This window comes from Kitasatospora sp. NPDC057965 (genome assembly GCF_042887135.1).
In the GTDB taxonomy this organism is placed as follows: domain Bacteria; phylum Actinomycetota; class Actinomycetes; order Streptomycetales; family Streptomycetaceae; genus Kitasatospora.
Window position 1 is genome coordinate 324,363 of the sequence record NZ_JBHVPZ010000002.1, and the last position, 15,001, is coordinate 339,363.

General features: G+C 75.6%; 12 protein-coding genes. 7 read left to right on the forward strand and 5 right to left on the reverse strand.

Annotation, left to right across the window (positions count from 1 at the left end):
• The first annotated feature begins 69 nt into the window (after nucleotides 1-69).
• From ACFVVU_RS03405 to ACFVVU_RS03420, 4 genes are read left to right on the forward strand one after another with little or no spacing between them, the layout of a single operon-like run.
• Nucleotides 70-1,527 (forward strand): hypothetical protein, encoded by a 1,458-nt coding sequence (locus tag ACFVVU_RS03405; protein WP_387788185.1) that lies wholly within the window; start codon nucleotides 70-72, stop codon nucleotides 1,525-1,527.
• Nucleotides 1,524-3,560 (forward strand): dynamin family protein, encoded by a 2,037-nt coding sequence (locus ACFVVU_RS03410; protein WP_387788187.1) that lies wholly within the window; start codon nucleotides 1,524-1,526, stop codon nucleotides 3,558-3,560. Before ACFVVU_RS03405 ends, ACFVVU_RS03410 begins: the two co-directional genes overlap by 4 nt.
• A gap of 4 nt (nucleotides 3,561-3,564) precedes the next feature.
• The gene (locus tag ACFVVU_RS03415) at nucleotides 3,565-4,509 is read left to right on the forward strand and encodes a hypothetical protein (RefSeq protein WP_387788189.1); all 945 of its coding nucleotides are present in this window, start codon (nucleotides 3,565-3,567) and stop codon (nucleotides 4,507-4,509) included.
• Complete coding sequence (locus ACFVVU_RS03420; protein WP_387788191.1) at nucleotides 4,506-5,981, forward strand: dynamin family protein; 1,476 nt, start codon at nucleotides 4,506-4,508, stop codon at nucleotides 5,979-5,981. The genes ACFVVU_RS03415 and ACFVVU_RS03420 overlap by 4 nt, the downstream gene beginning before the upstream one ends.
• Before the next feature lie 23 nt (nucleotides 5,982-6,004).
• On the opposite strand, the gene ACFVVU_RS03425 is transcribed toward ACFVVU_RS03420, so the two are convergent.
• Nucleotides 6,005-6,658 carry a hypothetical protein gene (locus ACFVVU_RS03425; protein WP_380682990.1) on the reverse strand — a complete coding sequence of 218 codons (654 nt, stop codon included), beginning with the start codon at nucleotides 6,656-6,658 and terminating at the stop codon, nucleotides 6,005-6,007.
• 35 nt (nucleotides 6,659-6,693) lie between these two features.
• Nucleotides 6,694-7,326, reverse strand: coding sequence for a hypothetical protein (locus tag ACFVVU_RS03430; protein ID WP_387788193.1), 633 nt, complete (start codon nucleotides 7,324-7,326; stop codon nucleotides 6,694-6,696).
• Nucleotides 7,327-7,703: 377 nt separating this feature from the next.
• On the opposite strand from ACFVVU_RS03430, the gene ACFVVU_RS03435 reads away from it, so the two are divergent.
• Nucleotides 7,704-9,086, forward strand: a complete 1,383-nt coding sequence (locus ACFVVU_RS03435) for an SMI1/KNR4 family protein (protein WP_387788195.1) — start codon at nucleotides 7,704-7,706, stop codon at nucleotides 9,084-9,086.
• A gap of 317 nt (nucleotides 9,087-9,403) precedes the next feature.
• On the opposite strand, the gene ACFVVU_RS03440 is transcribed toward ACFVVU_RS03435, so the two are convergent.
• Together ACFVVU_RS03440 and ACFVVU_RS03445 are read right to left on the reverse strand one after the other, a co-directional pair.
• Nucleotides 9,404-10,441: a hypothetical protein gene (locus ACFVVU_RS03440; RefSeq protein ID WP_387788197.1), complete on the reverse strand. Its 1,038-nt coding sequence runs from the start codon at nucleotides 10,439-10,441 to the stop codon at nucleotides 9,404-9,406.
• Entirely contained in the window at nucleotides 10,438-11,202 is a 765-nt protein-coding gene (locus tag ACFVVU_RS03445; protein ID WP_387788198.1) for a Crp/Fnr family transcriptional regulator, read from the reverse strand. Before ACFVVU_RS03445 ends, ACFVVU_RS03440 begins: the two co-directional genes overlap by 4 nt.
• Before the next feature lie 221 nt (nucleotides 11,203-11,423).
• Between ACFVVU_RS03445 and ACFVVU_RS03450 the strand changes: the two genes are divergently transcribed.
• The gene (locus tag ACFVVU_RS03450; protein WP_380682985.1) at nucleotides 11,424-12,998 is read left to right on the forward strand and encodes a S8 family serine peptidase; all 1,575 of its coding nucleotides are present in this window, start codon (nucleotides 11,424-11,426) and stop codon (nucleotides 12,996-12,998) included.
• Nucleotides 12,999-13,053: 55 nt separating this feature from the next.
• Here ACFVVU_RS03450 and ACFVVU_RS03455 read toward each other — a convergent pair whose 3' ends face one another.
• Nucleotides 13,054-13,956, reverse strand: coding sequence for a LysR family transcriptional regulator (locus ACFVVU_RS03455; RefSeq protein ID WP_380682984.1), 903 nt, complete (start codon nucleotides 13,954-13,956; stop codon nucleotides 13,054-13,056).
• 115 nt (nucleotides 13,957-14,071) lie between these two features.
• Here ACFVVU_RS03455 and ACFVVU_RS03460 point away from each other — a divergent pair, with 115 nt between their 5' ends.
• Nucleotides 14,072-14,998 (forward strand): pseudouridine-5'-phosphate glycosidase, encoded by a 927-nt coding sequence (locus ACFVVU_RS03460; RefSeq protein WP_380682983.1) that lies wholly within the window; start codon nucleotides 14,072-14,074, stop codon nucleotides 14,996-14,998.
• The last annotated feature ends 3 nt before the right edge of the window (nucleotides 14,999-15,001 follow it).

The window sequence follows — 15,001 nt, forward strand, 5'->3', positions numbered from 1 at the left end:
GACGGACAGGACGGGGCGGGACGGGATGGACGGGCCGTGGAACCGAGGACTGACGGACGGACGAATGCCATGACGAGTGCGACGAACCACGGGCCCGAGTCCGAGCGCGCCGCCGCCGACGCCGGAACGGCGGGGAGTGCCGCGCCCGGCGGCTGGTCGGCGGTCGTCTACGGGCGGACCCTGCGGGTCGACCAGTGGTGGCGGGCGCTGCCCGCGGGGGTCGACCGGCAGGGGCCGGTGGGGGACGCCGTGCGCGCCGCCGTCGCCGGCGGGATCCGGTTGGAGTACGGCCCGCGCTTCCTGCTGCACCGCGACGGCCGGGGCGTCCTGATCGGGGTCGCCTGCGAGCTGGGCCTGATCAGCCGGGTGATGGTGCAGGACCGCTTCGGGCGACCGCTGTACGGCTTCGTCGGCTGGTACCGGCCCGGGTCGGCCGGCACCGGTGGGCGGATCCCCGAACTCGACGAGCTGGCAGGTCACTTGGCCGACTGGGCCGGACCGGTCTACACCGAGTGGATCGCCCCGACCTGGGAGGCGGTCGGCCGGGACGAGGCCGAGCCGCGCACCACCCGGCCGGTCGCCGCCCCCTGGCCGGAGTACACGAAGCACGCGGAGCGCGCGGAAGGGACGCCCGGGGCCGCGGGGTCGGCGGCTCCGGTGCTGCTGCCGCCGGCCTGGCGGCCCGCCCATCCGGCGGGGAGCCACCTGCTGCCCGAGGCGGACGCCCCCGGTCTCTGGGCGGCGGCCGTGGCCGGGCTCGGCAGGTGCGTGCTGGTCACCGGCTGGCGGCGGCGCTCGGACGCCGACGCGGGGCGGATCACCCATCTGACCAGCGCGGACTGCCGCGGGTACGAGCTGCTGCGACCCCCGCCGCCCCCGCCCCCGCCCCCGCTCGCGCCCGCGCCGCCAACACCTCCGAGGCCATCGCAGTTCGGGCCGAAGCCCGAGCAGGGGCCGGAGGCGAAGCCGGGCTCGTCCGGGTGGGTGCGAGGGGCGCGCGGCCTGGGGAAGCTCCGGAGGGCCGTGGTCGACGCCTTCTGGTCGGAGGATCCCGAGCAGGAACAGGCCGGGCAGGGCGAACCGGAGCGCCGGGACGCCACACCGAAGCGCCGGGGGCGGTCGGAGGCCGACCGGCCGGCCACCGGGAAGCGCCCCGGCGGAGAGCCTCCGCCCGGCCAGCACCCGGTCACCGCGCCGCACCCGGCGGCGGGCCCGTACCCGGTGGCGGGCCCGTACCCGGCCACCGGTCGTGACCCGTACGACGGCTTGGGCGAGCCGGGCTCCGGACCGGCGCGCCCGGCGCCGTTCGGCGGCGAGCCCGGGCCCGGTGCGCCCCGTCCGGGCACCGACGAGCGGCCGCGCTGGCGCACCCGGTCGGTCGACCCGAAGGAGGCCAACCTGTCGGGCATGTTCGGCGAGTTCGACGACGAGCCCGAGCCGCCGCCCGTCGCACCGCCGCCCGTCGCACCGGCGGCCCCGGCCCCGGCCGCCGACCCCGCCCACCCCGCCACGGGAGAGCCCTCATGACCCGGCCCCGCCCCGAAGCCCCGTCCCGCGCCCGCGTGCTGGACTTCGCGACCCGCACCGCCGACCTCCTCGAACGCGCCGCCCGTGCCGCCGCCGAGACCCCCGACGATGGCCGGAGCGCCGGCAGCAGCACCGGCACCGGCACCGAGGCCGCCGCCGACGGCGCCCGGCGCGTCCGCGCGGAGGCCGCCCGGGCCGCCGCCGGCGCCGCCTCCCTGGTCGTCGTCGGCGAGAAGAAGCGCGGCAAGAGCTCCACCATCAACAGCCTGGTCGGCGTCTGGGACCTCCTCCCGGTCGACGCCGACGTGGCGACCGGCGTGCACGTCGTCGTCCGCCACGGTGAACGACCGCGCGCCGAGGCCTTCCTGCTGCCCGGCCCCAATCCGCCCGACGGCACCCCCGGCACCCCCGGCACCCTCGGCACCCCCGAACCGATCCCGCTGGAGCGGATCGCCGAGTACGCCGCCGTCGACCCGGCCACCGGCCGCCCGCACCGCCTCGACGTGCACCACGTCGAGGTCGAACTGCCCGTCCCGCTGCTCGCCGCCGGCCTGGAACTCGTCGACACCCCCGGCGTCGGCGGCCTGGTCAGCGGCCACGCCCAACTCGCCCTGGCCGCCCTGGAGAACGCCGACGCGCTGGTCTTCGTGGTCGACGGATCCAGCGAACTCACGCGCTCCGAACTGGACTTCCTCGCCCGCGCGACCGAGCGCACCGCCGAGACGGTCTTCGTGCTCACCAAGACCGACAGCCACGACGCCTGGCCCGCCGTTCTCGAACGCAACCGCGAACTGCTCGCCCGGCACGCCCCCCGGCACGCCGAAGCCCCCTGGTTCCCGGTCAGCAACCGGGCCCGTCGGGACGCCGCCGACGCCGCCGGATCGGGCGAACTCCAGGACGCGGAAGAACTGTTGGAGGAGAGCGGATTCGAACCGCTGGACGCGCTGCTGCGCCGACGGATCGCCGCCCGCGCCGCCGACCTGCGGCTCGCCAACGTGGTGCACGTCGGTCTCGCCGCGCTCGCCGCCCCGCTCGCCGACCAGGAGCTGCACCTGCGCTCGCTGCAGCAGGACCCGACCCTGGCCGCCGAGGTGGAGCGCGCCGAGGAGGGGCTGCGCCTGCTCCAGCCGGAGAGCGCCCAGTGGCGGCGCGCTCTGTCGACCGGCGCCCGCGATCTCAAGAACACCCTCCAGCTCGGCTTCCGGCGCAGCCTCAACGACGTCCGCCAGCTCGCCGAGGCGAAGATCGCCACCGCCGAACCCGCCGCTCTGGCCCAGGAGTTCCCGGCCGAACTGGAGGCCCAGGTGGAGGCGGTCTGGCTGCAGCTGGACAACGCCGCCCGGCGCGGTCTGGTCGTCCTGGAGGAGCGGGTGCGGAGCGAGTGCGCCACGGTGCTCGACGCCGGACGGCCGGATGCCGGCCGGGGGCCCGCCGGACGGCCCGGAACGGAGCTCGCCACGGTCGAGGGCGGCGCCCTGATCCGTGCCGAACGCGGCGCCGCGCTGCCGGAGATGGTGCACTCCACCCATCGGGAAGGCGGCGCCCTGGGTGTGATCGAGAGCGTCATCCCGTCGGTCGGCACCGCCGCCACCTTCGGCACCGTGGTCGCCCTGGTCACCAGCAGCGTGCTGCTGCCCGCCGTCGCCAGCTACGCGATGCTCGCCGTGCTCACCCGCCGCCGTCGCCAGCGTGCCGAGCTCGGCCGGGTGCGCGGCGACGCCACCCGCCACCTCAACCGGGTGCTCACCGAGCTGAGCACCGAGATCCCCGCCCAGATCACCGCCCACGTCGACGAACTGACCGACCGGCTCGCCGTCGCGCTCGACCAGGCGATCGCCGACGAGCGGCTCCGGCTGGAGCGCCAACTCGCCGACCACCGCCGCAACCTGGCCACCGCCGCGGCCGACCTCGGCGCCGCCCGGGACCGCGCCAAGCGCCGGATCGGCTCGCTCACCGCCCTGCGTGACGAGGGCCTCGCCCTCGCCCACGCGCTCGGCGCCACCCCCGGCACACCCGACCCGTACCGGAGCTGACCGCATGGACCTGATGAACCTGCGGGTGGTCGCCCTCGGCCACAGCAGCGCGGGCAAGAGCAGCTACCTGGCCGCGATGTTCACCCACCTCGCGAGCGACCGCAAGGGCTTCCGGCTGGTCACCGCCGACCGCCGTATCGCCGACGAACTGACCTCCACCGGGCGCCGGTTGGGCAAAGGTGTCTACCCGCCGCCGTCCTCGCGGCGCACCGAGCTGACGGCCGGCCTGCGATACGGGCGGAGCGAGATCCTCGGCTTCGCGTGGACGGACTACCGGGGCGGGGCGCTCACCAGCTCCGCCGCCGACGACCCGGAGACCGCGCAGCTGCTGGAACGGCTCACCCACGCGGACGCGGTGGTCGTCTTCGCCGACGCCCACCGCCTCGCCACCGACCCCGACTCCCACGAGGAGGTGCGCCGCACCGTCGTCCTGCTGCACCGTGCCGTCGACGGACAGCAGACGCCGCTGCCGGTCGTGCTCGCCTACACCAAGGCCGACCTGGTGAGGGACCCGGCCGACTGGGCCCGCGCCCGGGCGGCCATGGGCCCGCTGGAGGAGCTGGTGGCCGAGGGCGGCCGGGTCCGCGGGACGGCGGTCGCGGTCTCCTGCGGACCCTCGCCGCGCGGCGTCGCCGTGCCGGTGCTGTGGTGCCTGTCCACCCTGCTCAGCCACCAGGAGCGGCAGGTGGCGGGGCACCTGGAGACGGCCAAGGGCTTCGTCAAGGACCTGCGCAAGGAGGCCAACGGCGTCGACAGCCTGGTCTCCTGGTTCAAGGGTGTGGAGAGCGCGGCCAACCGGCTCAAGTACTGGGAGGAGGAGCTGCGCGAGCGCAAGGAGGAGCTGGCCGTACTGAGCCGCCCGGCCCGGCGCCTGGCGAAACTGCTGGACCGCGAGCAGCGCGGCACCGCCCCGCCGGCCGGCGCGCCCGCCCGGGCGGTGAGGCGGTGACCGTCCCCGCGCCCGACGCGGAACTCGCCCCGGTGGTGGCCGCGTTCTGCGCCGGGCTGGCGGACAGGCTGCCGCCCGGGCCGACCGCGGAGGCGGTCCGGGCGGTCCACGAACGGCTGGCCGAGCGCACCCTGCGGATCGCCGTCGGCGGCCGGATGAACGCGGGCAAGTCCACCCTGGTGAACGCCCTGCTCGGCCGGCGGCTCGCCGCTTCGGCCGCCACCGAGTGCACCACGGTGGTCGCCTGGTTCCGGCCCGGTCGGCTCAACCGGATCCAGGTCCGGCAGCGGGACGGCACCGCCCACTGGCAGGCCGGCGGTCTGCCGCGCGACCCCCGGGACCTCGGCGTGAGCACCGACCGGATCGCCGAGGTCGTCGTCGAGGCCGCCGGGCTGCGGCCCGCCGGCGACTGCGTGCTCGTCGACACCCCCGGCCTCGACTCGCTCAGCGGCCTCGACGAGCCCGCGCTGGACGCCCTCGCCCGCGCCGATGCGATGATCTACGTCATGCCGCACCCCGGCGCGGGCGACGCCGAGGCGCTGGGCGCCCTGCGCTCCCAGGCCGACGGCCGGATGACCGCGCTCAACGCCGTCGGCGTGCTCAGCCGGATCGACCTGCTCGGCGAGGGCCACGGCGACCCCTGGCCGCGCGCCCGGCAGGTCGCCGCGACCAACGCCGGCCGGCTCGCCGGACTGGTCGACGAGGTGCTTCCGGTGGTCGGCCTGCTCGCCCAGACCGCCCTCGGCGACGACTTCACCGAACCGGACGCCGCCCTGGTCCGCCGACTCGCCGAGGCCCCCGCCGGCGCGCTGCGCCACGCCCTCTACTCCGGCCGGCGCTTCCTCGACTGGGACGACGCGCCGCTCACCCGCCCCGAACGGGAACGGCTGCTCGGCCTGCTCGGTGTCCACGGCATCGACACCGCCCTGACCGCCGCCCGCCGGGCCCGGGCCGAGGGGCGCCCGATCGGGGCCGCCGCCCTGCTCGCCGAGTTCCGGGCGGCCTCCGGCATCGCCGCCGTCGTCGAGCACCTGCGGCTTCGCTTCGTCGACGCCGCCGACGCGCTGCGCTCGGCCGCCGCGCTGGGCGCCGTCGAGACGGCCCTCGGTTCCGGCGAGGGCCTGCCCGCCGACGTCCTGCGGGAGGCCCGCACCCGGATCGGCGAGCTGCGCGGTCACCCGGAACTGCGCCGTCACGAACTCGCCCGGGCCCTGGCCGCGGTGGCCGGGCAGCGGCTCGAACTCGACGAGGACACCGCCGCCGCCCTGATCGCCCTCGCCACCGGCCGCACCCCCGCCGCCCGGCTGCGCCTGCCCGACGACACCGGCCCCGCCGACCTTCGCCGGGCGGCGGCACGGGCGGTCCGGGACTGGCGCCGCCTGGAGGACGGCCCGCTGCGCGACGTCGGCCGCTACGCGCGGATCGCCCGCGAACTGTGCGAGGGCGTCTACTTCGCGACCCCGCCCGCCTGACGCGCGCCGTGGGAAGGCTCCCGTCAGGGCGCGGTGGGTGTGGGTGTGGGGACGCCGGGGCCGGTCGGGGGCGTGGTCGGGCGGGGCATGCAGGGCTTGGTGGAGGTCGGGGCCGGCACCCCCGGGGTGGGGGTGGGGAACTCGCACCCGCTCGGGTAGATCGGCCCGATCATCTGGACCTGGCTGACCTGGTACGGCCCCTGTCCGTACCAGCCGTGGAAGGTGACGGTGACCTCCCGGGAGTCGCCGATGAGGAGGGTCGTGGCCAGGGACTTGAAGGTCGTCCCGCTGTCCCAGAGCGTCACCGTCCCGGTGTCCGTCCCGGTCCCGGAGATGGTCACGAAGGTGTAGGGGCCGGACATGTACGCCGAGAACTGGTACCGGGTGTCGGGCACGACCGGTACCGTCTGCGTGCAGCCGGCGTAGTCCGTTCCGCTGGGGCGGCCTTCGACGACCTGGCCGGTCTGCACGAACTCGCCCTGGCAGTGCCAGCCCAGGGAGAGCGGGTAGCGGAAGTTGCCGTTCTGGATCCAGTCCAGCGGCGCGGGCTGGGCGGTGGCGGTCCCGTGCGCGGTGAGGGCGGCGGTGCCGGCCAGGACGAGGGCGCCGAGGGCGGCGCCGACGGAGCTGCCGCGATGGGCATGGCGGGGCCGAGGGCGGGGGCGGAACGAGCGCATGGCATCCTCCGATGCGAGGTGGGGGCGGTCGGCCGTCAGGGGATGTACGTACGCCGGCAGGTGGGGGACGGCGAGGGGGTCGCGGGGCCGGTCGCCGTCGGCGACGGGGTGGCCGACTCACCGCACGGGCTCGGTTCGAAGCCGGGGCCGACGAAGGACACCCACCGTACGTCGTAGGCAGCCTGCTCGTACCAGCCGTGGAAGTACACGGTCAGCTCGGTGGTGGCCGGTCCGGTGGTGACCTGCACCGACAGGTTGTTCCAACTGCTCTGGCTCGACCAGGTGGAGGCGTTCTCACCGGCCGCGCCGGTGACGCCGACGAAGGCGTACGCGCCGCGCACCGTGGCGGAGAGCGTGTAGTCGGAGTTCGGCTGGACCCGCACCCGCTGGGCGCATCGCGCGTTGCCGGTGGCGGTCGGCGCACCCGACACGTAGTGGTCGTGCGGGATGCTGCTGGTCCGGACCTCGGGGTCGCACGTCCAGATCCAGGGGTACGAGTCGAAGGCCCCGTTGACGATCAGGTCGACCCTCGGGAGCGGATCGGCCGCCGTGACGGCCAGGCCGACGGTCGAGGCGGCCGCGGTGAGGGCGGCGACGGCGAGGCCGACGGACAGTCCGCCGCGTCCGCGCCGGCGGGTGGCGGGGTGGGGGTGAACGGGTGCACGCATGCCGTCTCCGGGTGGGGGTTCCGATGGGGCAGCGGTGCGAGGGAGTGGTGCACACCATGGTGGACACGGCCCGCCGCCGTCAAGAGGAGGACGGGGCTCCGGGCGCACGGCCGCGCCGGGCTCCATCTGCCCTCGTCCAAAGGTGTGATGACGAAGGGTCAGCGCGGTTCCGGGCGCCGCAGGACCGGTGCCTCCCAGGATCGTGGGATGTCCGCACGGCGACCGGGACTGCCAGGATGCGGCGGACGGAGTTCCACCCGATCCGGCCGTCTCGAAGGAAAGGCCCGACCTCACGAGGATCCGCCGGTCGAGGGGGTTGTCGTAGGGGGCGGGCACAATCGCGGACGCCGCGATCACCGCACTCATCGGAGGCCCGTTTGTCCTCGCTGTACGACTTCAGGACCTGGGAGCCGCTGCTGCGGCTGCTGCGGGCCGCGCACGCGCAGACCCTGGCCGTGCCCGGCGGCCAGGTGGCGGGGAGCATCGGCCGCGGCTCGTACAGCGTGCCCGTGAAGTGGCGCTACCCGCAGCCCGGCCGGGCCATGCTGGTGTCGGACAACCAGGCGGAGCACGACGCGATCGAGCGGGTGCGGGACACGCTCGTCGGGGCCGGAGTGAGCGACATCGAGTTCACCGCGGAGATCCCGCCGGACGGAGCGGCGGTGCTGCGGCTGTTCGACCACGGTCCGGCGGCCGTGTCCGGCATCGGCAGGGCCGTGGGCGCGCTGACCCTGGTCGAGGGCGCCGTCCCCGAGCCGTGGCGCCGTCTGCCCGAGCCGTCGGACGGGGCCCGCCCGGCCCCGTCGGCGGACGCGGCACTGCTGGAACGGACGCTTCGCGAACGGCTGCCGGACGCCATCGGGGCCACCGAGGAGGAGATCGCCGCCGCCGAGCAGCGCCTGGGCCTTCCGCTGCCCGAGGAGGTCAAGGCGCTCTACCGGGTGACGCGCGCGGGGTGGGAGGACTGGCTGGCCGACCCCGAGGCCGGCCGGCGCCTCGTGGCGACGCTCGGCTTCGAACCGGTCGCTCCGGAACACCTCGACGTCGCCCACCTGTCCCACCGTTGGTCGTTCCAGTGGGAGCACGCGGCGATGGAGGCGGCTCTCACCGGGCCCGACGACGCGGTGCAGGACCTCGTCGGCTCCCCGGGATGGATCGTCATCGGCGTCACCGGGGGAGGGGACCAGGTCGCCGTCGACCTGACGCCGGGCCCCCGCGGTCACCTCGGCCAGGTGATCGTGCTCGACCACGAGCAGAGCGTCGGAGCGTCGTTGTGGGCCGAATCGCTCACCGGCCTGGTCCTCGGCCCGGAGCGGAGCTGGAACACCGGGTACCGCGGGGACAAGCGACCGCTCAGGGCCATCGTCCACGACCGGAGCATCGGAAGCGTCGAGGGGGCCGCCCATCCGGCGCTGGAGGTCCTGCAGATCGGGGCGTGGACCGGTGCGCCGCTGAGCCTCGCCCCCGTCGTCGGCCTGCCCCGGCTGCGCACGTTGTGCGCCTACCCCGGCACGCTGGCCGACCCGCTGGAGATCGCCGCGCTGACCGGGCTGGAGTTCCTCGAACTCGCGCCCGAGGACTGGCGCGCCCTGCTCGACGCCGGGGCCGTTCCGCGCGGCCTCTCGGCCGCCGCGATCCGGACGTTCGGCAGGAACGGCACGCGGCCCGTCATGGCGCTGGCGGACGAGATCCTCGCGCTCTTCGGCCGCCCCCTGATCACCGAGACCGTCGTCAACGGTGACCTCGGCCCCCTGCGGTGACGAGGGGCCGCAGGCCGAAGGCCGGCCGTGGCTACGCGTCCGGGTCCCGGGCCACCGGCCGGTCGAGGACGCGGCGGTCGCCGTCGATCTCCGCCTCCGGGAGGGGCTTCCTGGAGTCGCTCGGCTATCCGCGCAACAGCGCCCGGTTCGTGGTCTCGGGTGGCGGCGGGGTGCCCTTCCAGCCCGGCATCCCGGGCGCCGGCTCCTGCGTCGGCGGTCGGCCCGGGAAGGCCGTCACCGTCGAGGCGCACGGGAACCGCCTGGACGGCGGCTGTTCGGAGCCGAAGAGCGGCCACCGACCCGGGCGGCCGACCGGCTCAGTGGTGCGGCCCGTGCCCCCAGTGGTCCGACGGGTCGTCGGGCGGCTCGTGGCCGTGGTGGTCCTGGTGGTCCTGGTGGCCGCGCGGGTCGTGGTGGTCGTCGTACGGGGTTCCGGCGTCGTCGTGGTGCGGGTCGTGGTGGTGGTGCGGGTCGGTGGACCAGGCATCGGTGTCGTAGCCGTCGTGGTGCTGCCAGTGGTCGTCGTGGTGGTCCGGGTGGTGCCCGTCGTCGTGCCCGTGGTGGTGGTCCCGGTCGTGGTGCGCGTCCTGGTCGGGCTGCCCGTGGTGGCCGTGGTGGCCGTGGTGGCCGTCGTCGTGGTGGTGCGGCGGGGTGACGCCCAGGGCGGCGCCGGCCAGCGCGTCGCCCAGCCCGCGCAGCAGCGCCGAGCCCGCCGCCCGGCGGCGGGAGCCGGCCGGGGCGGGTGAGGGCATCGGCACCAGCGCGCCCGAGCGGGGCGTGCCCACCCAGGCGCGCGCCTCGAAGCGCTTGGCCGGGATCGCCACGGTGATCTCGGTGAACTCCTCGACCGGCACGCCGTCCGCGCCCGCCGCGACGGTGTCGGTGAACAGGTCGTCGGCGATCACCACCGCCAGGTCGGTGTCCGGGGCGCCCTTGAGCGCGGCCCGGGCCTCCTGGCAGTCCAGCAGCCGGCAGGCCGTCTCCACCGAGCGGGCCACGAAGCCCAGCGCCGCCCGCTGCACCCCGCCCTGGGCGAGGGCCGCCCGCACCCGCAGCCGCCCGGCGGTCCCGGGTGCCCGGTTGAGCGTGTGCAGCGCGTCGCGCAGGCCGAGGACCAGGCCCGGCAGCGCCTTCGCCTCGTCGACGTCGGGCGGCAGCAGGAGCAGTTGGCCGTCGCCCCGGTCCTGGGCCTCGCAGCGCGCCCGGTCGACGCCGGCCCGGCCGCAGGCGTGGTCCAGCGCGCGGTCCAGCCGCTCCTGGACCTTCTGCTGCACCCGGTACGGCCTGCCGCTGTAGGCCTCGATGTCGACGACCAGGCAGATCCGGCGCAGCCGGGGCGCCACCGCGTCGCTCATGACCGGCCACCGCCGTCCGCGGGGAGCGGCACACCGGCCGCCCGGGCGAGCAGATCCGGGTCGCGGACCACGAGTTCGCGGTAGCTGGTGCGGACCGCGCCCCGGTCCCGCAGGGTGCGCAGCGAGCGTTCGACGCTGGCGGGGGAGAGCCGGGCGAGCGCGGCCAGGTCGGCGTGGCTGAGCGGGATGTCGATCCGCAGGCCGTCCTCGCCGGGGGCGCCGTAGGAGCCGAGCAGGGTGTGCAGGGTGCGGGCGAGCCGGGCCAGGCCGGTGCCGTGGCCGGCGTCGACCCGGTGGCGGGTGGCGGAGCGGAGCTTGCGGGTGACCGAGCGCTGGACGGCGAGGGCGGCGGCGGGCCGGTCGGCGAGGAAGTCGAGGAAGGCGGGGCCGCCGATCTCGCGGGTGGTGCTGGTGCGTACGGCGAGGACGCTGGCCGAGCGCGGTTCGCCGTCCAGCACGGCCAGTTCACCGAGGAGTTCACCTGGCAGTCGGACGGCGAGCAGGGCCTCGCCACCGTCCTCGGTGGTGGCGACCACCTTGACGCAGCCGGTCAGCAGCAGGGCGGCCCGGTCGCCCGGCTCGCCCTCGATCATCAGGGCCTCGCCGGGGGCGTACACCCGCCGGGTGCCCAACCGCCCGAGTTCCCGCAGGTCCGCGGCGTCGAGCCCGCTGAACGGACCGCGGACGAAGCGGGCGACCGGGGCACCGTCGGGTCTGCCCGGCCCCCCGTCGGATCCGGTGACGTCGCGCGCGCTGTGCATGGTGCCTGCCCCCACCCGGTCGGCAACCCCGCCCCAACGGGGCGATTCCGTACGGAAGATAGCGCACCGCCCGGCACGGTGTCAGTCCCGGGCGCATCGCGCACCGACCGTCGTCCCGTCCCGTCGGGCCCGCGTCGGACGGAGCCCAACGATCGATGGTTGCCAAGGAACTGACGATCCATCAGGCTTTCGACAGGTCGACATCGGAGGGGGATGGGACGATGGCTCCAGGGCAACGGCTGCGCAGGGTCTGCGCGGTGCTCGGTACGGCGGCGGTCCTGACGATCGGGGCCGGCGGGGTGTTCCCCGCCGCGGCGGCGGTCCCGGAGGGGGTGGTGCAGGGCGAGGGCTCGCCCTCCGCCGTCCCCGGAAGCTATCTGGTGGTGCTCAAGCCCACTGCCGCAAAGGGGAGTTCGGTGGCGGACGGCGCGGCGGCGCTGGCCCGCGCCTACGGCGGCACGGTCCACCGCAGCTACGACGCCGCGCTGCGCGGCTTCTCCGCCGGCCTCACCGGGAAGCAGGCCCGCCGGCTGGCCGCCGACCCGTCGGTGGCGCTGGTCTCGCAGAACCGCCGGGTGCGGGCCGACGGCGTGCAGACGGCGCCGGGGTCCTGGGGCCTGGACCGGATCGACCAGCGCCGCTTCCCGTACGACGACCGCTACGCCTACCCGGACACGGCGGGCGCGGGGGTGACGGCGTACATCGTGGACACCGGGGTGCGGATCACCGCCGAGGAGTTCGAGGGGCGCGCCTCCTACGGCTACGACGCGATCGACGGCGACAACGTCGCGGACGACGGCCACGGCCACGGCACCCATGTCGCGGGGACGGTCGCCAGCGCGTCCTTCGGGGTCGCCAAGGCCGCGAAGATCGTCGCCGTGCGGGTGCTCAACGACGACGGCGAGGGCACCACCGAGCAGGTGGTCGCGGGCATCGACTGGGTCACCAAGCACGCCGTCCGACCGGCCGTGGTCAACATGAGCCTGGGCAGCGACCCGGACCCGGTGATGGACGCCGCGGTCGCGGGGTCCATCGCGGCGGGACTGACCTACACGGTCGCCGCGGGCAACCAGAGCGTGGACGCGAGCCAGCACTCCCCGGCCCGGGTGCCGAGCGCCATCACCGTCGGCGCGACCGACCGGGACGACGTCGAAGCCTCGTTCTCCAACTACGGTCCCCTGGTGGACCTCTACGCGCCGGGGGTGGACATCACCTCGGTGTGGCACGTGGTCGACATGGGCGGTCTGGGCATCGACATGTCGGGCACCTCGATGGCCGCCCCGCACGCGGCGGGCGCCGCCGCGCTCTACCTGGCGTCGCACCCGGGCGCCACCCCCGCCCAGGTGTCCGCCGCGCTGACCTCGGCGGCGACCGTCGGCGCGCTGCACGGGCTCGGCACGGGCTCCCCGGACCGCCTGCTGTACACCGGCACGGTGCCGAACCGGCCGCGCGGCCCGCTGTTCGCCGCCCCGGGGCCGGTGGCCTTCGACGGGATCGGCACGGTCGAGTCGCCCGTCACCGTCACCGGGGTCGCCGGCAAGGCGCCCCGCGACCTCGACGTCTCCGTGGACATCGCCTACTGGTGGCGCGGGGACCTCAAGGTGGAGCTCGTCGCCCCGGACGGCGCGGCGTTCCTGCTGCACGACACCAACATCGGGGAGGCCTACACGAACCTCGTCGCCGTCTACGGCGTGGACGCCTCCGCGCACACCGCGGCCGGGGTCTGGCGGCTGCGGGTGACCGACGTCGGCGGCTACTTCCCCGGCACGATCAACGGCTGGTCGCTGCGGTTCTGAGCGGTCCGCGCAAGGTCTGAGCGGTCGCCCAGGTTCCGCACAGGTTCCGCGCAGGTCAGAACGGTTCCAGGGCGGCCGCCTCCTCGCGGATCAGCTCGCGCAGCGCGGCGAGCGCGGGGCGGCGGTCGTCCAGGCGCCACTGCAACTCCAGCGGCAGGGTGGCGCGGCCGGCCAGCCGTACGGTGACCACGTCACCGGTGAGGTGGCCGGTCATCGAGGCGGGGACGAGCGAGAACGCCCGGCTCTGCGCCAGCAGGTAGAGCCGGGAGCCGACGATCCGGGCCGGCCCGACCAGGACCGGCGGCTCCACCCCGCGCTCGGCGCACAGCGCCAGGACGTGGTCGTAGTAGCGCGGGCTCTGCTCGCGCGGCCACAACAGCAGCGGCAGGTCGCCCAGTTCGTCCAGCCGCACCGCGTCCCGCCCGGCCAGCGGGTGGTCCCGGCTGAGCGCGATCCGCACCGGCTCGTCCGCGATCCGCTCCCGCCGGTAGCCGGGGACGTCGTCGAGGAAGCGGCCGAGGCCGATGTCGGCCAGTTCGGCGGCCAGCGTCGGCGAGACCCGCCCGGTGTCCACCGACAGCTCGGCCAGCACCAGCTCCGGCAGCTCCCGTTCGGCCCGGCTGACCACGGCCGGCAGCAGCCGGTTGACCACGGTGGGGGAGGCGACGATCCGCGCCGTGCCCAGCCGGGCCTCCTCGTGCAGCCGCACCCGGGCGAGCAGCGCGTCGGCCCGGGCCAGCATTCCGGCGGACTCGGCGGCCATCACCTCCCCGGCGGAGGTCAGCCGCACCGCCCGCCGGCTGCGGTCGAACAGCTCCACCCCGACGGTCCGCTCCAGCCGGGCGACCTCCTGGCTGACCGTCGGCTGCGAGATGTGCAGCCGCTCGGCGGCCCGCCCGAAGTGCAGGGTGTCGGCCACCGCGAGGAAGACCTCCAGCTGGCGCAGGGTGAGACTCATAGCCGGAAGTCTATGAGAAGGGCCGGTATTCATTCTGGATCCCGATGTGATCGCTCCCTACGCTGAAGCCACTCCTGCCACACCGTGGTGGCAGCCTCACAGGGAGCACACCGCCATGACCGGACTGCCCATCCGCATCTCCCAGGAAGTCGCCGAGGCCGTCGCCGCCGGCGCCCCCGTCGTCGCCCTGGAGTCGACGATCTTCACCCACGGGCTGCCCCGGCCGCGCAACCTGGAGGTCGCGCTGGAGGCGGAGGAGCGGCTGCGCTCCACCGGCGTCGTCCCGGCCACCATCGGCGTCTACGCGGGCGTGCCCACGGTCGGCCTGTCCACCGGGCAGATCAAGGAACTGTCCGAGGCCGACGACCTCGACAAGGCCAGCCTGCGCGACCTCCCGGTGGTCGCCGCGCTCGGCCGCCACGGCGGCACCACGGTCGCCGCCACCGCCTTCCTCGCGTACCGCGCCGGCATCCGGGTCTTCTCCACCGGCGGCCTCGGCGGCGTCCACTTCGGCGCCTCCGAGAGCTTCGACGAGTCCGCGGACCTGACCACCCTGGCCGCCACCCCGGTCACCGTGATCAGCGCCGGGGTGAAGTCGATCCTCGACATCCGGGCCACCCTGGAGCGCTTCGAGACCCTCAACATCCCGGTCATCGGCTACCGCACCCGCAACTACCCCGGCTTCTACGTCACCGACTCCGGCCACCGGATCGGCTACCAGGTCGACTCCCCCGAGCAGGCCGCCAGGGTGATCGAGGCCCGCGACGGACTGGACCTGCCGCAGGCCGTCCTCATCGCCAACCCGGTCGACCCGGACAAGCAGCTCCCGCCGAAGGAACTCGACGCGCTGCTCACCCGCGCCTGGGCCGAGGCCGAGCGCCAGGGCGTCACCGGCAACGCCTCCACCCCGTTCCTGCTCGACTTCATCCAGCGCGACACCCAGGGCCGCAGCCTGGAGGTGAACGTCGAGGTCTACCGGGGCAACGTCCGGCTGGGCGGCGAGATCGCCACCGCGCTGGCCGCCGCCCGAAGCGAGGGCTGACCC

What these genes read in the sequence shown, in the direction of transcription:
- ACFVVU_RS03430 (WP_387788193.1), bottom strand. Translation starts at nt 7,326, where the DNA reads ATGCGTGCACCCGTTCACCCCCACCCCGCCACCCGCCGGCGCGGACGC.
- ACFVVU_RS03425 (WP_380682990.1), bottom strand. Translation starts at nt 6,658, where the DNA reads ATGCGCTCGTTCCGCCCCCGCCCTCGGCCCCGCCATGCCCATCGCGGC.
- ACFVVU_RS03460 (WP_380682983.1), top strand. Translation starts at nt 14,072, where the DNA reads ATGACCGGACTGCCCATCCGCATCTCCCAGGAAGTCGCCGAGGCCGTC.
- ACFVVU_RS03405 (WP_387788185.1), top strand. Translation starts at nt 70, where the DNA reads ATGACGAGTGCGACGAACCACGGGCCCGAGTCCGAGCGCGCCGCCGCC.
- ACFVVU_RS03445 (WP_387788198.1), bottom strand. Translation starts at nt 11,202, where the DNA reads ATGCACAGCGCGCGCGACGTCACCGGATCCGACGGGGGGCCGGGCAGA.
- ACFVVU_RS03410 (WP_387788187.1), top strand. Translation starts at nt 1,524, where the DNA reads ATGACCCGGCCCCGCCCCGAAGCCCCGTCCCGCGCCCGCGTGCTGGAC.
- ACFVVU_RS03455 (WP_380682984.1), bottom strand. Translation starts at nt 13,956, where the DNA reads ATGAGTCTCACCCTGCGCCAGCTGGAGGTCTTCCTCGCGGTGGCCGAC.
- ACFVVU_RS03450 (WP_380682985.1), top strand. Translation starts at nt 11,424, where the DNA reads ATGGCTCCAGGGCAACGGCTGCGCAGGGTCTGCGCGGTGCTCGGTACG.
- ACFVVU_RS03415 (WP_387788189.1), top strand. Translation starts at nt 3,565, where the DNA reads ATGGACCTGATGAACCTGCGGGTGGTCGCCCTCGGCCACAGCAGCGCG.
- ACFVVU_RS03440 (WP_387788197.1), bottom strand. Translation starts at nt 10,441, where the DNA reads ATGAGCGACGCGGTGGCGCCCCGGCTGCGCCGGATCTGCCTGGTCGTC.